The following is a 17,652-nucleotide window of genomic DNA, read 5'->3' as shown; positions in this document are numbered from 1 at the left end:
ATGGACAGTTCTAAGGCCTATAATATATTGAGGATAAATAGAGAAGAAAAAAGTATGGAAGAAGATCTAGTAGTTGTAGAGTATCCATTTACCATATTTATAGATGAAAGGGAGATCTTAACTTTACTATGTACTCCTAAGGCCTTGAGAGGTCTTACCTTAGGATTTTTGTACTCTGAGGGATTTATTAGAAAAAAAACTGATGTAAAAAACATATATATAGATGAAAAAATAGGAACAGTCCATGTAGATCTAAATAATAGATATGATTTTAATGAAAAATTTCATGGGAAACGAACTATAACATCAGGATGTGGAAAAGGTACAGTTTTTTATAATGTAATAGATAGTTTTAAATCTCAAAGTATAAAAAATCCTCTGGAAATAGATATACAAATTATAAAAGAGTCTATGAAAGACTTCAATAAAAGATCTGAATTATTCTTTAAAACAGGTGGAGTTCACAGTTGTGCCTTATATAAAGATTCTAAAATGATTATATTTGAAGAAGATATAGGAAGGCACAATGCCCTAGACAAGGTGTTAGGCATAGCTTTAGATAAGGATATAGAACTTAAGGATAAGGTGGTATTTACAAGTGGTAGAATATCTTCAGAAATACTTTTAAAAATAGCCAAAAGAGATATAACTACTGTAGTTTCTAGATCTGCTCCTACTAGCTTAGCTATAGATATAGCTAAAGAGTTAAATATCAATTTAATTGGATTTGTCAGAGGAGAAAAACTAAATATATATAATGGAAGTTTTCCGAGCTTATAATCCTAAGGTTAATCTATGGATTATAAGCCGATGGGTATAGGGAGAAATCCCTATGCCTCCCGTGTTTGGAAAGGAAGATAATTAAGGACAAGCTTTCTGGGAACCTGGGATTTGGTTTCCCTATTTTAGCTTGTCTTTTTTTATATAATATAAATGAAATAAGGAGAGTGTAAAAAAGTGAAGAACATGAAAAGAATTTTAGCTCTACTATTGAGTTTAGTATTAGTATTTTCAATAGTTGGATGCACAAGCAAGACAGATGTAGAAGAAGCAAATGGAGAAGAGAATGTAGAGCAAGGACAGGAAACAAATGAGAATGAAGAAGGAACAGAGGATAGCTCTGAAAAGTCTTCCATAATACTTGCAACTACAACAAGTACTGAAAATAGTGGATTACTTGACTATTTACTTCCAGAATTTACAAAGGATACTGGTATAGATGTAAAGGTAGTTTCAGTAGGTACAGGCAAGGCACTACAGATGGGTATGGATGGAGAAGCAGATGCACTTTTAGTTCATGCTAAAGCTTCAGAAGAAGAATTTGTAGCTGAAGGTCATGGAACAGAAAGATTAGAAGTAATGTATAATGACTTCGTATTAGTAGGACCAGTTGAAGATCAAGATTGGAAATTAGAAAAGTCTGATGATATAGCTAAGTCCCTATTAGATTTAAGTGAAAATCAAGGGGCGTTTATATCTCGTGGAGATGATTCTGGTACACATAAAAAGGAGCTTAGCATTTGGGAAGTTGCTGAAATAGAACCTGTAGGAGATTGGTATATAGAAGCAGGAGCAGGCATGGGAGATGTATTACAAATCGCCAATGAAAAACAAGCATATACTCTTACAGATAGGGCTACTTATCTTAGTATGAAAGAGGACTTAGACTTAGAGATATATGTTGAAGGTGATGAAAATTTATTTAATCAATATGGTGTAATTCCAGTTAATCCAGAGAAAAATGAAAATATAAACAATGAAGGTGCTATGGAATTTATAAATTGGTTAACAGATGAAACAGCTCAAGGGCTTATAGAGGAATTTGGAGTAGAAGAGTATGGACAAGCTCTATTTATTCCAAATGCAAAATAAATACTTAAAATTTGGGTCCTTAAGGGCCCAAATTTTAAAATATGAGGTGTAAGAATGGATTACATATTAGAAGGTTTTAAAGAAGCTGTAGGATTATTAATAAACTTAGATAAAGATATATTAGATATAGTATCCTTGTCTTTTGTAGTATCTCTATCTGCCACATTTATTGCAGCTTTTTTTTCCATTCCCCTTGGTGTATACTTTGGAATAAAAAGTTTTTTTGGAAAAGGCCTATTTAGCAGAATTACATATACTATGATGAGCATTCCTACAGTGGTTGTGGGTCTAGTAGTAGCAATATTACTCTCAAGGAGAGGCCCTATAGGTTACCTAGATCTTTTATATACTAAAAAAGCCATGATAATAGCACAAAGTCTTTTAGTTTTCCCTATGATATTTGGACTTACATATGGATTAGTAAATAATAGAAAAGAAAAAATTCAAAATACAGGGATTACTTTAGGAGCAAATACTTTTCAAATAATAATTTTAATAATGAGAGAATTAAAAGTAGACATAATGGTAAATATTGCAACAGGATTTTCACGGGCTATTTCTGAAGTTGGTGCAGTTATGATAGTAGGGGGAAACATTAAAGGCCATACTAGAGTTATAACAACTACCATATCTATGATGAACTCAATGGGAGATTATCCAATGGCTATAGCCCTAGGATTAGTACTACTTCTTATGTCATTTATAATTCACAGTTTGATATATTCTTATAGTAAGGAGAGATAGAGTGGAAGTCAAAATACATAAATTAAAAAAACTTTTTGATGAAAAATTAATATTAGATATAGAAAATCTCACCTTAGAAAATGGAAAGATAACAGGTATAACTGGAGCAAATGGAGTGGGGAAAACTACACTTTTGAAGATAATTGCAGGTTTAGACCCAGATTATGCTGGTGAAGTAAGGTATAATAATTTTAAGATAAATAAAGATATAAGAAAGGATATAAGCCTTGTATTTCAAACACCATATTTATTTAAAAGAAGTGTCTATGAGAATATAGAGTATCCCTTAAAAATAAGGGGATTAGAAAAGTCTAAGAGAAAAGATTTAGTCTATGATATATTAGATAGATTTGAAATTGAAGATTTAAAAGATAAACTAGCACACAAATTATCAGGTGGAGAGTCTCAGAAGGTAGCTTTAGCTAGAAGTTTAATATTTAATCCAAAGATTTTGTTATTAGATGAACCAACTTCAAATATAGATGAAAAATCCATCAAGATAATGGAGAGAGAGATTTTAAGTTTTTATAGGGAAACTAAAGCAACTATAATAATAGTAACTCACAATATGGAACAATCGAAGAGACTAGCTGAGAATTTTATAGAATTGGAGTAGAGGGGTTGATATTTTGGATTTTTTTAATGTGATAAAGGTAAGTGAAGCTAGAGAGCTTATTATGGAACATTTTAATGATTATGATTTTGGAACTGAAATGGTAGATATACTAAATTCCAAGGATAGAGTTTTAAGTAATAATGTAATATCTAATGTAGATGTACCTGAGTTTAATCGATCTACTGTAGATGGGTATGCGGTAGATGTAAGTGATAGCTATGGTGCTAGTGAAACTATACCTAGTATACTCCATATAATTGGGGAAGTTGAAATGGGGAAGATTGAAAATAGAGAGATAGGCCCAGGAAATGCTATGTATGTTCCTACTGGAGGCATGATTCCTAAAGGTGCAAATGGGATGATTATGATTGAAAACACAGAGAAAATGGATGAAAATACACTTTTAATTTATAAGCCCGTATCTAAAGGAGAGAATATAATCTCTATAGGTGATGATATAAAAAAATCTTCTTTAGTCCTAAAAAGAGGCCAAAGGATAGATGGGCCAGCTATGGGAGTTCTTTCTAGTCTTGGAATAAAAAACATTGAAGTGTTTAAAAAGCCGAAGTTTTATATAATCTCTACTGGAGATGAAATAATCGATATAGACGAAGAATTGACCCTAGGGAAAATAAGAGATATAAACTTTTATAGCTTATATGGATTAATAGAAAAACTAGGTGGAGAAGTAGTAGGTAGAGAGATAGTGAAGGATGATTTTAATCTGTTAAAAGATTCCACTGAAATAGGCATAGACTCTGCTGATATAGTCCTTATATCAGGTGGGAGCTCTGTAGGTACAAGGGATTTTACCTATAAAGTAATTGATAGTTTTCCTGGCAAAGGAGTATTTGTCCATGGAATGAATATAAAGCCTGGTAAACCCACTATAATAGGTGAAGCAAAAGAGAAATTAGTAATAGGTCTTCCAGGACATCCTGTATCTTCTATAATAGTTTTTAAAGCTTTAGTAGAAGATTATATAAATAAAAAATTTAATATAGAAACTATCACTCCACAAGTAAATGCAAAAGTAGAATTTAACTTTCCTTCATCACCAGGCAAGACTACCTATCAAATGGTAAGACTAGAAAAAAGACAAGGTGAATATTTTGCACTTCCTAGCTTTGGAAAATCAGGGATGATAACTATGCTTTCAGATTCTCATGGATATATAGTCTTAGAAGATTATGAAGAGGGTATATATAGAGGGGAAAGTAAAACCGTTTATTTACTATAGAAAGGCTGTGAAAACATGAGAAATACCTATATAGATAATAAGGACATGGATTTAGCTAAACTTGAGTATTACAATAGATTAGATATTAATGGAGAGTTTGAGGAAATAGATGTACTTGATTCACTAGATAGAGTTAGTTTTACTCAAATCCAAGCCAATATATCCTCTCCCAATTATAATGCTGCTGCAATGGATGGTATTGCAATCAAAGCTTCTACTACATTAAATGCAAGTGATATAACTCCCCTTACTCTAAAAGAAGGAGAAGACTTTTGCTATATAAATACTGGAAATATCGTAAAACCACCCTTTGATAGTGTAATAATGATAGAAGATGTAATTCAATTAAAAGAAGGACTAGTTCAGATATTAAAACCATCTTATCCTTGGCAACATATAAGACAAATTGGAGAGGACATCATATCTAGGGAAATGATAATACCATCAAGACATAAAATAAGGCCTATTGACATAGGAGCTTTAATCTCTGGAGGAATAAAAAAGATAAGAGTATATAAAAAACCTAAGGTAGGTATTCTTCCCACAGGAACGGAAATAGTAGAAAGTGTAGATAATTTAGGTGAAGGGTTTATTATAGATTCAAACTCTAGGGTATTTGAGGCCTCTATAAAAAAAGATGGGGGGATCCCCAACAGATATTCTCCTGTAGAAGATAATTATGAGCTGTTAAAAGAAAAAATCTTAAGGGCTATAGATGAAAATGATATGCTTTTAGTCCTTGCAGGATCATCTGCTGGAAGCAAAGACTATACTGTAAGCCTAATAAGGGAATTGGGAGAAGTAGTAGTTCATGGAGTGGCAATGAAGCCAGGTAAGCCTACTATATTGGGGATTATAAAGGGAAAACCAGTAATAGGGATTCCTGGATACCCAGTATCTTCATATTTAGTTTATGATAAATTTGTAAAGCCTTTAATCCTTAAATATATAAATCAAGAAGTAGAGAAAGAAATTGTAAAGGCGAATATATCTAGAAGGATTCACTCCTCGCTTAAAAATAAGGAGTTTATAAGAGTGAATTTAGGATATGTAAATGGAAGACTTATTGCAACTCCTCTTTCAAGTGGTGCTGGAGTAACTATGAGTTTAGTAAAAGCTGATGGTATAGCAATTATTCCTAGAAGCAGTGAAGGTATAGAAGCTGGAGATCAGGTAGATGTAGAACTCTTAAAGCCAATTTGGAAGATAAAAAAGACCCTAGTGTCCATAGGGAGTCATGATTTGATCATGGATATATTGTCTGATATGATTCCTCTTTCCTCAGGTCATGTAGGAAGCATGGCGGGGATTCTTTCTATAAAAAGGGGAGAATCTCATATGGCGCCTATCCATCTATTAGATGAAGACACAGGAGAATACAATATATCCTATATAGAAAAGTATTTCCCGGGAAATAAGATGGCCCTTATCAAGGGGGTTAAGCGTCAACAGGGATTCATAGTAGAAAAAGGCAATCCTAAAGATATAAGGGGATTCAAGGACCTCATTAGAAAGGATGTAACATTTGTAAACAGACAAAGGGGCGCAGGTACAAGAGTATTATTAGATTACCATTTAAAATTAGATGACATAGATAGTACAAATATAAAAGGATATAAAAGAGAGCTAAATACCCATATGGCAGTTGCTATGGCAGTTAAGACAAAATCTGCAACTACAGGTCTGGGAATATATTCAGCAGCTAAGGCCATGGATTTAGAGTTTATTCCTGTAAGCTTTGAAGATTATGACTTTTTGGTTCCATATGATATATTAGAAAATAAGGAGATACAAAATTTTATAAACACATTAAAGTCTAAAGAATTTCAACAAAGAGTAGAAAAACTAGGTGGATATAAGTTCGAAAATACTGGAGATATAGTGATTATAGACAGAAATTAGGTGAGTAGGTGAAAGATTCATTTGGAAGAAAGATCAATTATCTTAGAGTTTCATTGACAGATAGGTGTAACTTAAGATGTAGATATTGTATGCCTGAAGATGGAATAGAGGATAAATTAACACATAGAGATATACTTTCCCTAGAGGAAATATATCTTTTGATTGAAGAGTTTTCTAGACTAGGTATAGACAAGGTGAGATTTACAGGTGGAGAGCCCTTGGTTAGAAAGGGGATATTAGATCTTATTAAAAATACAAGTAGTATATCCACTATAAAAGATATCTCAATAACTACAAATGGAGTTTTCTTAAAAAATATGGCTAAAGACTTGAAAGATGCAGGCTTAAATCGAGTGAATATAAGTCTTGATACTCTAAACCATAATAAGTATAAAAAAATTACTCGAGGCGGAAATTTATCTAAGGTCCTTGAAGGAATAGATGAAGCTATGAAAGTAGGCTTAAACCCCATAAAGATAAATACAGTTCTAATAGGGGGATTTAATGATGAAGAAATAACAGATCTAGTGGACTTGACTAAAAGGGGCATAGATGTAAGATTTATAGAATTAATGCCTATAGGACAAGCTAAGAACTTTGCAAGGGAGAATTTTGTATCTACAGAAAGGGTTCTTGAAACTATTCCAGATTTAATTCCTACAGAAAGAGAAAACCCTTCCTCACCAGCTAATTACTATAAATTACCTGATGCAGAGGGAAAAGTAGGTTTAATAAATCCGATTTCATGTAATTTTTGTAAAGATTGTAATAGAATTAGACTTACTTCTACAGGAAATTTAAAGCTCTGTCTACATTCCAATAGAGAAGTCCCCTTAAGGGATGCACTAAGAGGTGGGAGAGACTTGCAACAGATAATAAGTGAAAGTATATTTACTAAAGAAGAAAAACATTTTTTAGAAGATGAAAAGTATATAGATAAAAATATGAACCAGATAGGAGGTTAATATGGATTTTACTCATTTAGATAGAGAGGGAAGACCTCAAATGGTAGATGTAGGTTGCAAAGCTGACACTCTTAGAATGGCCTTAGCAATGGGAAAGATTAAGATGAAAAGAGAAACCCTAGAAAAGATAAAAGAAAAGGGGATTAAAAAAGGAGATGTATTGTCAATAGCTCAAATAGCTGGGATAATGGGAGCAAAGAAGACAAGTGATATAATTCCGATGTGTCATAATATCCCCTTAAATTCAGTTGGGATGGAATTTGAGTTTGAAGATGACTGCATAATTGTAAAGGCGAGATCGAAAACTACTGGAAAAACTGGAGTAGAAATGGAGAGTTTAACAGCAGTATCAATAGCTTGTCTTACGATATATGATATGTGTAAGGCCATAGATAAGGATATGGAAATAATGGATATTAAGCTTTTAGAGAAAACTGGTGGAAAATCTGGTGAGTATAAAAGAGTTATTTCAAGAGTAGTATCTATAAACCAGTCTAAAGAAAAGGGAACAGTAAAAACGCCAATAGATGAGGGAGTTTTTATAGAAGAGTTTGGACTTGAAGATGATGCTCATGCTGGAAATTGGCATAGACAAGTTAGTCTACTTGATCTTTCAAGTTTTAAAAAGATGGAAAATTTGGGAGTAGGAGATTTAACACCAGGAATTTTTGCTGAAAATATAACTACTGAAGGCATAGAGCTATATTCTCTACCCATAGGCAGTATACTTAAAATAGGAGAGACTATTCAAGAAGTAACTCAAATTGGAAAAGAATGTCATAGTGGATGTGAAATAGCAAAAAAAGTAGGAAAATGTGTAATGCCCAAGGAAGGCATATTTACAAAAATAGTAAAGGGTGGCAAAATAAAAAAAGGTGATTTAATAGAGGTACTAAAATGAAGGTAAAGATAATAAATCACAAAGAAAATGATGGAACCCTAAGATTTTTAAATGAAGGATATTTAAAAAAAGATATAGGATTAGTTGGAGACAAAAACAATGGTGGAGATAGACAAATTTCGATTTTGAGTTATAGTTCTTACAGAGAAATAGTAGAGGAAAAGATAAATGGTCTGTGTACAAGTCGATTTTATGCAAATATAATAATAGAGGATTTTAAAATAAATGATTTTAAAGTAGATGATGTATTAGAAATTGAAGAGAGTCAAATTCTAATAGTTGATACTAGAAAAAAATGTTTTAAGGAGTGCAGATTAATTCAAGATAAAATATATTGCCCTCTTTTAAATGGAGTAGTATTTGGAAGAGTAATAAAAGATGGGCTTATAAGAGTAGATAATAGGATAAACTTGCTTGGGGATATGTAGGCAAGTTTATTTTATATTTAGATATATGGCTTCTAAATATATTTAAATGGGTAATGATATAATAGAGGTGAAAAAAATGAAAGATAAAAAATACATTAAACCAAGTGAGGAAGAATTAAGACAAAAACTAAGGGAGCTAGAATATAAAGTTACTCAAAATAATGCTACAGAGAGACCATTTACTCATGAATTAAATGAAAATCAAAGAGAAGGAATATATGTAGATATTGTATCAGGAGAACCCTTATTTAGCAGTCAGGATAAATACGATGCAGGCTGTGGTTGGCCAAGTTTTACTAAGCCTATAGAAAAACAAAATATAATAGAGAAAAGTGATAGATCCCATTTTATGATTAGAACAGAAGTAAGAAGTAGATATGGAGATTCACACTTAGGTCATGTATTTACTGATGGACCTAGAGATAAGGGAGGACTTAGGTATTGTATAAATGGATCTTCTCTAAGATTTATAGGAAAAGAAGACTTAGAAGAAGAAGGATATGGTGAATATTTAAAGTTATTTAGATAATATTTTCCTTGCAATTGTACCATAATAGTTATATACTCTATAAGTTAGAATTAAGGAGGACGATTTTATTAAATGGAAAAATTAAGATTTGAAGAAATAGATTTATCAAATGATATACAAAAGGGAATTTCGGCTATGGGGTTTGAGGAAATGTCTCCTATACAGGAGAAGTCAATACCGATGATTCTTGATGGTAAGGATATCATAGGACAAGCGCAAACTGGAACGGGAAAAACTGCTGCCTTTGGTATACCTATACTTGAAAAAGTAGACCCTAATAATAAAAATTTACAAGCTTTAGTATTATGCCCTACAAGAGAGTTGTCAATTCAGGTATCGGAAGAAATAAATAAGTTAGGTAAATTTAAAAGAGGAATCAAGGTGTTACCTGTATACGGAGGACAGCCAATTAGTAGACAGATAAAGGCCTTGAAAAATGGTGTACAAATAGTCATAGGAACTCCTGGTAGAGTAATAGACCATATAAATAGGAGAACTTTAAAGACTGATAATATAAAACTTATGGTTTTAGATGAAGCAGATGAAATGTTTGATATGGGTTTTAGAGATGATATGGAATTAGTAATAAGTCGTTTACAAGAAGATAGACAAACAATATTCTTCTCTGCAACTATGTCTAAAGAGATAATTAAATTTGCATCTAAATACCAAAAAAATCCAGAGATAGTAAAGGTTGTACACAAAGAACTTACAGCGCCAAATGTTGAGCAGTATTATTTTGAATTAAAATCTCATATGAAGACAGAGATTTTAAGTAGATTAATAGATCTTCATGATCCCAACCTGACAGTAGTATTTTGTAATACCAAGAAAAAGGTAGATGAGTTAGTTGGAGAACTCCAAGGTAGAGGATACTCTGCTGATGGACTACATGGAGATTTAAAACAAAATCAAAGAGATGCTGTAATGGGTAAATTTAGAAGAGGTAATATAGATATTTTAGTTGCTACAGATGTTGCAGCTAGAGGACTTGATGTAGATGAAGTAGATTTAGTTATAAATTATGATATCCCTCAAGATGATGAATATTATGTTCATAGAATAGGTAGGACTGCTAGAGCAGGTAGAGAAGGTATAGCTTTTAGTTTTGTCTCAGGGAGAGATGGTCAAAAACTTAGAAGTATTCAAAAATATACTAAAATAAAGATAAAGAGAAAAGAGCTTCCTACACTTAAGGATCTTGAAAATATAAACACTAAAAACATATTAAATAAAGTTAGAGAAGAAATTGAACAAGATAAATTGGCAAATGAAGAAAAGACTATAGAGTTATTAACTGAAGAAGGATTTACTAGTTTCCAAATCGCCGCAGCTCTATTAAAATTATATACTGGTGAAAATAATGCAGATGGTCATGAAGAATTGGATCATGTAGATAGAGGATCCAGCAGAAAAGTTCCGAAGGGAAAAGTACAAAGGGTTTATGTAGGCATAGGAGATAAAAAGAAGGTAAGTCCAAGGCATATCTTAGCAGCTATACTACAAGAAACTAGTATACCTAAAGAGTATGTTGGAGGAATTGATATATTTGATAGATTTAGTTTTGTAGAAGTTCCAGCTAATCTTGCAGATGAATTAGTAGACTCATTAAATGGCAAAAAAATAAAAGGTAGTAGAGTAACAGTTGAAATTGCAAAGCCAAAGAGAAGATAAAGAATAGCCCTTATTAAAGGGCTATTTTGTTTTTAAAAATTTCAATCTAATGATATAATTAATTTAAATAACCAAATGGGGGGATAATTTGATGAAGATGTTTAAATCAGATAATGTATCAGGGGTACATCCTAGAATTCTTAAAGCTATAGAGCAAGCAAATATTGGACATGAAAGTCCTTATGGGAATGATAGCTTTACACAAAAGGCTACAGAAACTATTAGAAATCTTTTCCAAAGTGATGTAGATGTATATTTTGTTGCATCAGGTACAGGAGCAAATATAATAGGGTTAAGTGGGATTCTAAAGCCGTTTGAGTCAGTTGTATGTGTAGATACTGCCCATATAAATACGGATGAATGTGGAGCCTTTGAAAGATTTACAGGTTCTAAAATACTTTATACTGAAAATTATAATGGAAAGATTAAGAAAGAAGATATAAGCAAATTTTTAACACATGTAGATGATGAACACAGAGTTCAAGCTAAGGTAATTTCCATATCCCAAACTACAGAGACGGGAACTTTATATACTGTAGAAGAGATAAAAGAGTTGGCAGACTTTGCCCATGAAAACAATATGTATTTACACTTAGATGGAGCTAGGATTGCAAATGCTATAGTGGCCTTAAATTCTTCATTTAAAGAGATGGTAACAGATACAGGAGTAGATTTATTGTCCTTTGGTGGAACTAAAAATGGAATGATGATGGGTGAGGCTATAGTATCTTTTAATAAAGAAATAAGCAAAGATTTAAAATATCATAGAAAACAGGGGATGCAGCTTTTATCTAAGATGAGATTTGTTAGCTGTCAGTTTATTCCATATATAGAAGAAGATATATGGAAAGAATGCGCAAAAAATGCTAATGAAATGGGAAATTATTTAAAAGAAAAGTTAAGTGAACTTAAAGAAATTCAAGTGCAAGAAGGATTTAAGACTAATATGATATTTGCCAAATTTAATCAAAAGATTATAGATAATTTACAAAGTGAATTTGGATTTTATACAATAGATTCAGATACACATTTAGTTAGACTTGTTACATCATTTGACACAGAAAAACAAGACATAGATAAATTTATCCTTGCTATAAAACACATATTAAAAAAGTAGCCAATTGGCTACTTTTTTATAACGAATAGGAAAGTTCTACTCCTTATCTTTTATAATGTTTCGATATATGCTTTTCTTAATATCCATAGGAACTATGAAGCATATTCACATTTCCAGATGTATCAAAGGAAGTTGATTTTAAAAACATTTGATTTTTATTATCATATTTATAGTTTGATAGAGTAAGGTTAGCAGTACCTACATGGGAACTAACTATATTAAATTCATCATCTTCTGTATATACATGATAGTTTATAGTCCCAATTTGAACATAATCATCAAATAATACATAGTCCTTGTCTTTTCCCTCTGCGATAAATAGCCATCTCTGTCCATCATCCCACATTATATTGCCATTTGCATCCTTTTGGGCAGCTGTATACATGGATATTTTTTCGTCAAATCCATCAAGATTGAAGTCGAAAATATACTGGTCTAAAAGGGTTAGATTAGATAAATCTACTTTATCTTGAGATTTTATCTCTTTAGTTTCTTCTCCAATTCCTTGTTCCATAGAACTTAGATAAATGCTTTTTAAATATTCGTTTTTTTCTATATTGTGTAAAACCATATTATCATCATATGCTATAAGGTAAAATTCTTCTAATTCTAAAGAGTCATGTAAACTTAAATCTTTTACCTCTAAAGTTATATCTTCGCCTTCAGTTGACATTTTAATATAATTTTTATCATCTTCGATAAATTTATCCTGTAAATATCTAAAGTCTAAGTTTAAATCTTTTTGTGTGACTTCACCATTGTTATCGATAGAAGGATCATCTTCGTTTACACAAGCAGATAAAGTTCCTATAATCAAGACAAAGACAAGAGTAAGGATAATTTTTTTGTTTTTCATAATATACCACCTTTCTATTATCAATATAACATAAAGCAGATCTATTATAAACAGAATTTGATAAATGTAATCATTTTGTAAGAAAATCATCTATTAAATTTTGACCTAGGTCAAGGATTTAGTTCTAGAAGGAGGATATACTAATATCAAATAGAAAATGAGGAGAGATAAAGATGGAAAATAAAACTTATCAGATGGAGACACTTACTTGTCCAAATTGTGTAGCAAAGATTGAAGGTATGTTAAAAAGAACAAAGGGGATAGAAGATGGTGAAGTGCTATTTAATTCATCTAGGGTTAAAGTGAAATTTAATGAATTTGAGATTACATCTGAACAGATAAAAGAGAAAATGAATAAATTAGGATTCAATGTATTAGGAGAAAAATAAATTTGAAGAATGGGGGTTTGTTAAATTGACTAAGAATAGAAGACTTATAATAGGAAGTATTTTAATCTTATTATCATTAATACTAAGGATTAGTGGAAGCTATACTCCTATAGCAAACACAGTAATGATTTTAACAGCAATAATAGCAGGAACCCCTATTTTTATAAATGCTATACAGGCAGCTAGATATAAGATAATTGGAATAGATGCCCTAGTTTCTATTGCAGTAGTAGGGGCTATGTTCATAGGGGAATATTGGGAGGCTGCTGCAGTTACATTTTTATTTATGTTTGGAGATTATTTGGAATCCAGAACCATTGAGAAGACTAGATCATCCATAAAGACATTACTAGATTTGGCTCCAGATAAGGCAAGGGTTCTAAGAAATAATAAGGAAATAGAGATAAGCCCAGATGAGGTAATAAAAGGTGAATTAGTAATTATAAAGCCTGGAGAAAAAATAGCAATTGATGGAAGAGTAGAAAAAGGAGATGCCTATGTAAATCAAGCTAATATTACAGGTGAGTCAATCCCTGTAAATAAAAAAATAAAAGATAAGGTGTTTTCGGGAACGATATTAGAGTCTGGATATTTAGTAATAAGGGCAGAGAAAGTAGGGGAAGATACCACCTTTGCAAAGATATTAGAAATGGTAGAGGAAGCCCAGGATAAAAAGGCAAATACTCAAAAGTTTCTAGAGAAATTTTCCAGGTATTATACTCCAGGAATCATATTTCTTTCAATCTTTTTTTATATATTTACAAGAAATATAAGGCTTGCACTTACTCTCTTAGTAATAGCTTGTCCTGGTGCTTTAGTTATATCCACTCCAGTATCTATAGTTGCTGGTATAGGTAATGGTGCCAGACATGGAGTTTTAGTAAAGGGTGGAGAAATAATGGAAAGGTTAGGAACTGCCAAGGTTTTAGCCTTTGATAAAACGGGTACATTAACTATAGGTAAACCTGAGGTTACAAATATAAAGACTTTTGGTATAGAAGAAAGAGATTTATTAAATATTGCTGCAATAGGAGAATCCTATTCTGAACATCCTCTAGGGAAGGCAATTATAAAAAAAGCTAAAGAGGAAATAGGGGAATTACTAGAATCTCCAGATGAGGCGGAGATTTTAACAGGTCATGGCTTGAAATTTAGGATAAAGCATCAGGACTATTTAATAGGAAATAGGAGATTATTAAAGGAAAACAATTTAAATATTGATCATATAGAAGAATATATAAGCAGTGAAGAAGAAAAAGGTCAAACTGTAGTTATAGTTTCTGATTTAAAGAAAGTTCTAGGAGTAATCTCAATTGCAGATATTTTACGGGAAGATTCAAAGGAATTGATAAGAAACTTAAAACAACTTGGAGTAAAAAAAGTTGTAATGCTTACAGGAGATAATGAAAGAGCTGCAAAGGCTATATCTCAGGAGCTTGGATTAGATGAATATTTTGCAGAATTACTTCCTGAGAAAAAAGTGGAAGTTTTAAAAAGATTACAAGGAGAATATGGTATCACAGCTATGATAGGTGATGGAGTAAATGATGCTCCGGCCTTGGCCTCTGCAGATTTAGGCATAGCTATAGGCGGGGCAGGTAGTGATGTAGCTATGGAAACTGCAGATGTGGTCTTAATGTCATCTCAAATAAGCAAGATATCTCATGCCATAGGCTTGAGTCGTGCCACAGTTAGAAATATGAAGCAAAATATTATATTTGCCATATTAGTAGCAGTTATTTTACTGTTGGGAGTATTAGTCCAAAGTATAAATCTTTCATTTGGTATGTTAGTGCATGAATTATCAGTTATATTAGTAGTACTAAATGCAGTTAGACTTTTAAGATATGGAGATAAGGAAAAGACCAAAGGGAAAAATTTATAGGAGAAAATTATGGAATGTATAAAGATTGTACCTATATTTAATAATTTAAGTAATAAAGAAATGTTTGAAGTATCATCAATAACTTTTGGTAAAAACTATAAAAAAGGTGAGATGATCTATATAAATGGAGAGAAAAAGGATAAACTCTATGTTATACACAGAGGAAGAGTAAAGATAACAAGATTTTCTTATTCTGGTAAAGAGCAAGTAATAAGAGTGTTAGGACCTGGAGAGTTTATGGGGGAACTAGATTTATTTGGAAATAATAGCACGACAGATAATGCTGAAGCTCTTGAAGATGTGGATATGTGCATAATAGATGGGGATGATTTAAAGCAATTATTATTGAAGTATCCACATATAAGTTTTAAAATAATGGAAGAATTAAGCAATAGACTTGAAAAGGCTGAAAATCTAATAGAAAATATCAGTCTTAATTCTGTTGAAAAGAGGCTTGCTCAAACCTTATTAAATATGAAGGATGATAGAGGAAACATAAATTTAAATATGAGTAAGAGGGATCTAGCTTCATTTATGGGCATGAGTCAGGAGACACTTAGTAGAAAACTAAAGGCTTTTGTAGAATTAGGAATTATAAAGCAGTTAGGTCATAGGAAGATAATTATATTAAACGAAAATGCTTTAGAAGAAATTCAATAAGGAGTGGAAAAGATGGAATCTATTGAAATTATGGTAAAGGAACATGAAAATATTAGAAGAATGCTAAAGGTGTTAAGAAAAGTTTCATATAGAATACTGACTCTGGAAGAATTTGATATAGATGATATAAATAAAGCTATTGACTTTGTAAGAAATTATGCAGATAAACATCATCATGGAAAAGAAGAGGATATATTATTTGAAACTATGAATAAAAAAATTGAAAAACTTGCTAAATCAGGCGCTATAACTGGAATGTATATTGAACATGATATGGGAAGGCTTTATATGGGGAATTTAGAAAAAGCAGTAGAGAAATATAAATCTGGAGATGATGAATCTAGACTTGATATAATAGCTAATGCTATTTCTTATGTTGATCTTTTAGAAAGACATATAGAAAAAGAAAATACGGCTATGTATAGATTTGCTGAAAATATGTTAGATGATAATAGTAAAATTTATATAGAAAAAGAAGCTAAAAAAGTAGAGCAAGCTGCAACAGAAATGAAAATTCAGGAAAAGTATATTTCTTTATTAGAAGAATTAGAAAAGAAATACATTTAAAAAGATAAAAATAGGGTATAAGCATATTAACTATGTTTTTAAATACAAGGAGGCTTAAAATGAGTTTTAAAATGACTGATAAAGTAACTTGGGTTGGGAAAATTGACTGGGAATTAAGGAGATTTCATGGAGATGAATACTCTACAGATAGGGGATCTTCTTATAATTCTTATCTAGTAAGAGATGAAAAAACTGTGCTTATAGACACGGTGTGGGAGCCATTTGCCAAGGAATATATAGAAAAATTAAAAGCGGAAATTGATTTAAATGAAATCGACTATATAATTGCTCAACACTCTGAAATTGACCATAGTGGGGCTTTGCCATTACTTATGAAGGAGATTCCTGATACTCCAATATACTGTACTGCAAATGGAGCTAAGATACTAAAGGGACATTTTCATGAAGATTGGAACTTTGTAGAGGTGAAGACTGGAGATACTTTAAATATAGGGGAGTCTACTCTTACATTTGTTGAGGCTAGAATGTTACATTGGCCAGATAGTATGATGACATATATGGACAGTGATGCCATATTATTTAGTAATGATGCCTTTGGTCAACACTATGCATCTGATTTAATGTATAATGACAAAGTAGACCAATGCGAATTATGGGAAGAAGCTATAAAATATTATGCAAATATATTAACTCCATTTAGCCCTCTAGTTACAAATAAGATAAAAGAAGTATTGAGCCTAGAACTTCCTTTAAACATGATAGCTACAAGCCATGGTATAATTTGGAGAGATAATCCAGCTCAAATAATAGAAAAATATATGGAGTGGGCAGATAAGTATCAAGAAAATCAGATTACAATAGTCTATGACACTATGTGGAATGCAACTAGAAAGATGGCAGATGCCATAGCTAGAGGAATAAAGTCTGTAGATAGTGAAGTTCGTGTGAAATTATATAATGCATCAAATACAGATAAAAACGATGTAATAACAGAATTATTTAAATCTAAAGGATTTTTATTTGGATCATCTACAGTAAATAAGGGAATAATGCATGCAACTGGAGGACTCTTAGAGATGATTCAGGGAATTGGATTCAAAGACAAAAAAGTAGCAGCCTTTGGTTCTTATGGATGGTCTGGAGAATCTGTAAAAATAATAGAAGATAGATTGAAGGGTACAAAATTAGAATTAATTGAAGGAGGTCCAAAGGTTCTTTGGAATCCTGATAAAGATGCAGTAAAAGAATGTGAAGAATTTGGAAAGAAATTTATGGAGAGTTTTAAGTAGTCTTATACCTTACCACTGGAGATAAATTATAAAAATAAGACGCGTAATTATGAGGAA

Annotated in this window: 18 protein-coding genes, 1 pseudogene and 1 riboswitch; of the genes and pseudogenes, 18 read left to right on the top strand and 1 reads right to left on the bottom strand. The window is 31.7% G+C overall.

The genetic code is table 11. The features are described 5' to 3' along the window. The 13 genes and pseudogenes from fdhD (at window position 1) to AC4PG3_RS12740 (ending at window position 11,988) form a co-directional block, all read left to right on the top strand. The gene (gene fdhD / locus AC4PG3_RS12800) at window positions 1–780 is read left to right on the top strand and encodes a formate dehydrogenase accessory sulfurtransferase FdhD (protein WP_492197012.1); all 780 of its coding nucleotides are present in this window, start codon (window positions 1–3) and stop codon (window positions 778–780) included. Next, a riboswitch (molybdenum cofactor riboswitch) is annotated at window positions 755–872 on the top strand. It overlaps the preceding gene by 26 nt. Before the next feature lie 94 nt (window positions 873–966). Then, the gene (locus AC4PG3_RS12795) at window positions 967–1,872 is read left to right on the top strand and encodes an ABC transporter substrate-binding protein (RefSeq protein ID WP_492198235.1); all 906 of its coding nucleotides are present in this window, start codon (window positions 967–969) and stop codon (window positions 1,870–1,872) included. 54 nt (window positions 1,873–1,926) lie between these two features. After that, window positions 1,927–2,616, top strand: coding sequence for an ABC transporter permease (locus AC4PG3_RS12790; RefSeq protein ID WP_492197011.1), 690 nt, complete (start codon window positions 1,927–1,929; stop codon window positions 2,614–2,616). 1 nt (window position 2,617) lies between these two features. Beyond that, window positions 2,618–3,232 carry an ABC transporter ATP-binding protein gene (locus tag AC4PG3_RS12785; RefSeq protein WP_492197010.1) on the top strand — a complete coding sequence of 205 codons (615 nt, stop codon included), beginning with the start codon at window positions 2,618–2,620 and terminating at the stop codon, window positions 3,230–3,232. Between the two features lie 13 nt (window positions 3,233–3,245). Beyond that, window positions 3,246–4,472: a molybdopterin molybdotransferase MoeA gene (locus AC4PG3_RS12780; RefSeq protein WP_492197009.1), complete on the top strand. Its 1,227-nt coding sequence runs from the start codon at window positions 3,246–3,248 to the stop codon at window positions 4,470–4,472. Window positions 4,473–4,487: 15 nt separating this feature from the next. Beyond that, window positions 4,488–6,374, top strand: a complete 1,887-nt coding sequence (locus AC4PG3_RS12775) for a molybdopterin biosynthesis protein (RefSeq protein WP_492197008.1) — start codon at window positions 4,488–4,490, stop codon at window positions 6,372–6,374. A gap of 8 nt (window positions 6,375–6,382) precedes the next feature. Then, a complete protein-coding gene (moaA, locus tag AC4PG3_RS12770; protein WP_492197007.1) occupies window positions 6,383–7,339 on the top strand; it encodes a GTP 3',8-cyclase MoaA in 957 nt (318 codons plus the stop codon). A 1-nt stretch (window position 7,340) separates the two neighbouring features. Beyond that, a pseudogene (gene moaC, locus AC4PG3_RS12765) lies at window positions 7,341–7,790 on the top strand (cyclic pyranopterin monophosphate synthase MoaC); the annotation flags it as partial. 15 nt (window positions 7,791–7,805) lie between these two features. Further along, window positions 7,806–8,240 carry an MOSC domain-containing protein gene (locus AC4PG3_RS12760; protein ID WP_492198234.1) on the top strand — a complete coding sequence of 145 codons (435 nt, stop codon included), beginning with the start codon at window positions 7,806–7,808 and terminating at the stop codon, window positions 8,238–8,240. Beyond that, window positions 8,237–8,668, top strand: coding sequence for an MOSC domain-containing protein (locus AC4PG3_RS12755; RefSeq protein ID WP_492197006.1), 432 nt, complete (start codon window positions 8,237–8,239; stop codon window positions 8,666–8,668). Before AC4PG3_RS12760 ends, AC4PG3_RS12755 begins: the two co-directional genes overlap by 4 nt. A 76-nt stretch (window positions 8,669–8,744) precedes the next feature. Further along, entirely contained in the window at window positions 8,745–9,197 is a 453-nt protein-coding gene (gene msrB / locus AC4PG3_RS12750) for a peptide-methionine (R)-S-oxide reductase MsrB (RefSeq protein ID WP_492197005.1), read from the top strand. Between the two features lie 72 nt (window positions 9,198–9,269). Then, the gene (locus AC4PG3_RS12745) at window positions 9,270–10,871 is read left to right on the top strand and encodes a DEAD/DEAH box helicase (RefSeq protein WP_492197004.1); all 1,602 of its coding nucleotides are present in this window, start codon (window positions 9,270–9,272) and stop codon (window positions 10,869–10,871) included. A gap of 91 nt (window positions 10,872–10,962) precedes the next feature. Further along, complete coding sequence (locus tag AC4PG3_RS12740; protein WP_492197003.1) at window positions 10,963–11,988, top strand: threonine aldolase family protein; 1,026 nt, start codon at window positions 10,963–10,965, stop codon at window positions 11,986–11,988. Window positions 11,989–12,064: 76 nt separating this feature from the next. Here the strand turns inward: AC4PG3_RS12740 and AC4PG3_RS12735 are convergent, their stop codons facing one another. Then, window positions 12,065–12,844: a hypothetical protein gene (locus AC4PG3_RS12735; protein WP_492197002.1), complete on the bottom strand. Its 780-nt coding sequence runs from the start codon at window positions 12,842–12,844 to the stop codon at window positions 12,065–12,067. Window positions 12,845–13,017: 173 nt separating this feature from the next. Between AC4PG3_RS12735 and AC4PG3_RS12730 the strand changes: the two genes are divergently transcribed. The 5 genes from AC4PG3_RS12730 to AC4PG3_RS12710 are packed head-to-tail and all read left to right on the top strand — an operon-like array spanning window position 13,018 to window position 17,595. Next, window positions 13,018–13,233, top strand: coding sequence for a heavy-metal-associated domain-containing protein (locus AC4PG3_RS12730; protein ID WP_492197001.1), 216 nt, complete (start codon window positions 13,018–13,020; stop codon window positions 13,231–13,233). Between the two features lie 25 nt (window positions 13,234–13,258). Next, window positions 13,259–15,118 (top strand): heavy metal translocating P-type ATPase, encoded by a 1,860-nt coding sequence (locus AC4PG3_RS12725; RefSeq protein ID WP_492197000.1) that lies wholly within the window; start codon window positions 13,259–13,261, stop codon window positions 15,116–15,118. Between the two features lie 9 nt (window positions 15,119–15,127). Further along, window positions 15,128–15,778 (top strand): Crp/Fnr family transcriptional regulator, encoded by a 651-nt coding sequence (locus AC4PG3_RS12720; protein WP_492196999.1) that lies wholly within the window; start codon window positions 15,128–15,130, stop codon window positions 15,776–15,778. Between the two features lie 12 nt (window positions 15,779–15,790). Then, a complete protein-coding gene (locus AC4PG3_RS12715; protein WP_492196998.1) occupies window positions 15,791–16,345 on the top strand; it encodes a hemerythrin domain-containing protein in 555 nt (184 codons plus the stop codon). A gap of 59 nt (window positions 16,346–16,404) precedes the next feature. Continuing rightward, window positions 16,405–17,595 (top strand): anaerobic nitric oxide reductase flavorubredoxin, encoded by a 1,191-nt coding sequence (locus AC4PG3_RS12710; protein ID WP_492196997.1) that lies wholly within the window; start codon window positions 16,405–16,407, stop codon window positions 17,593–17,595. The last annotated feature ends 57 nt before the right edge of the window (window positions 17,596–17,652 follow it).

The organism is Tissierella sp. QWL-11 (genome assembly GCF_058683765.1).
Note: the sequence above shows the minus strand (reverse complement) of the source record. Positions and strands in the feature narration are given on the sequence as shown.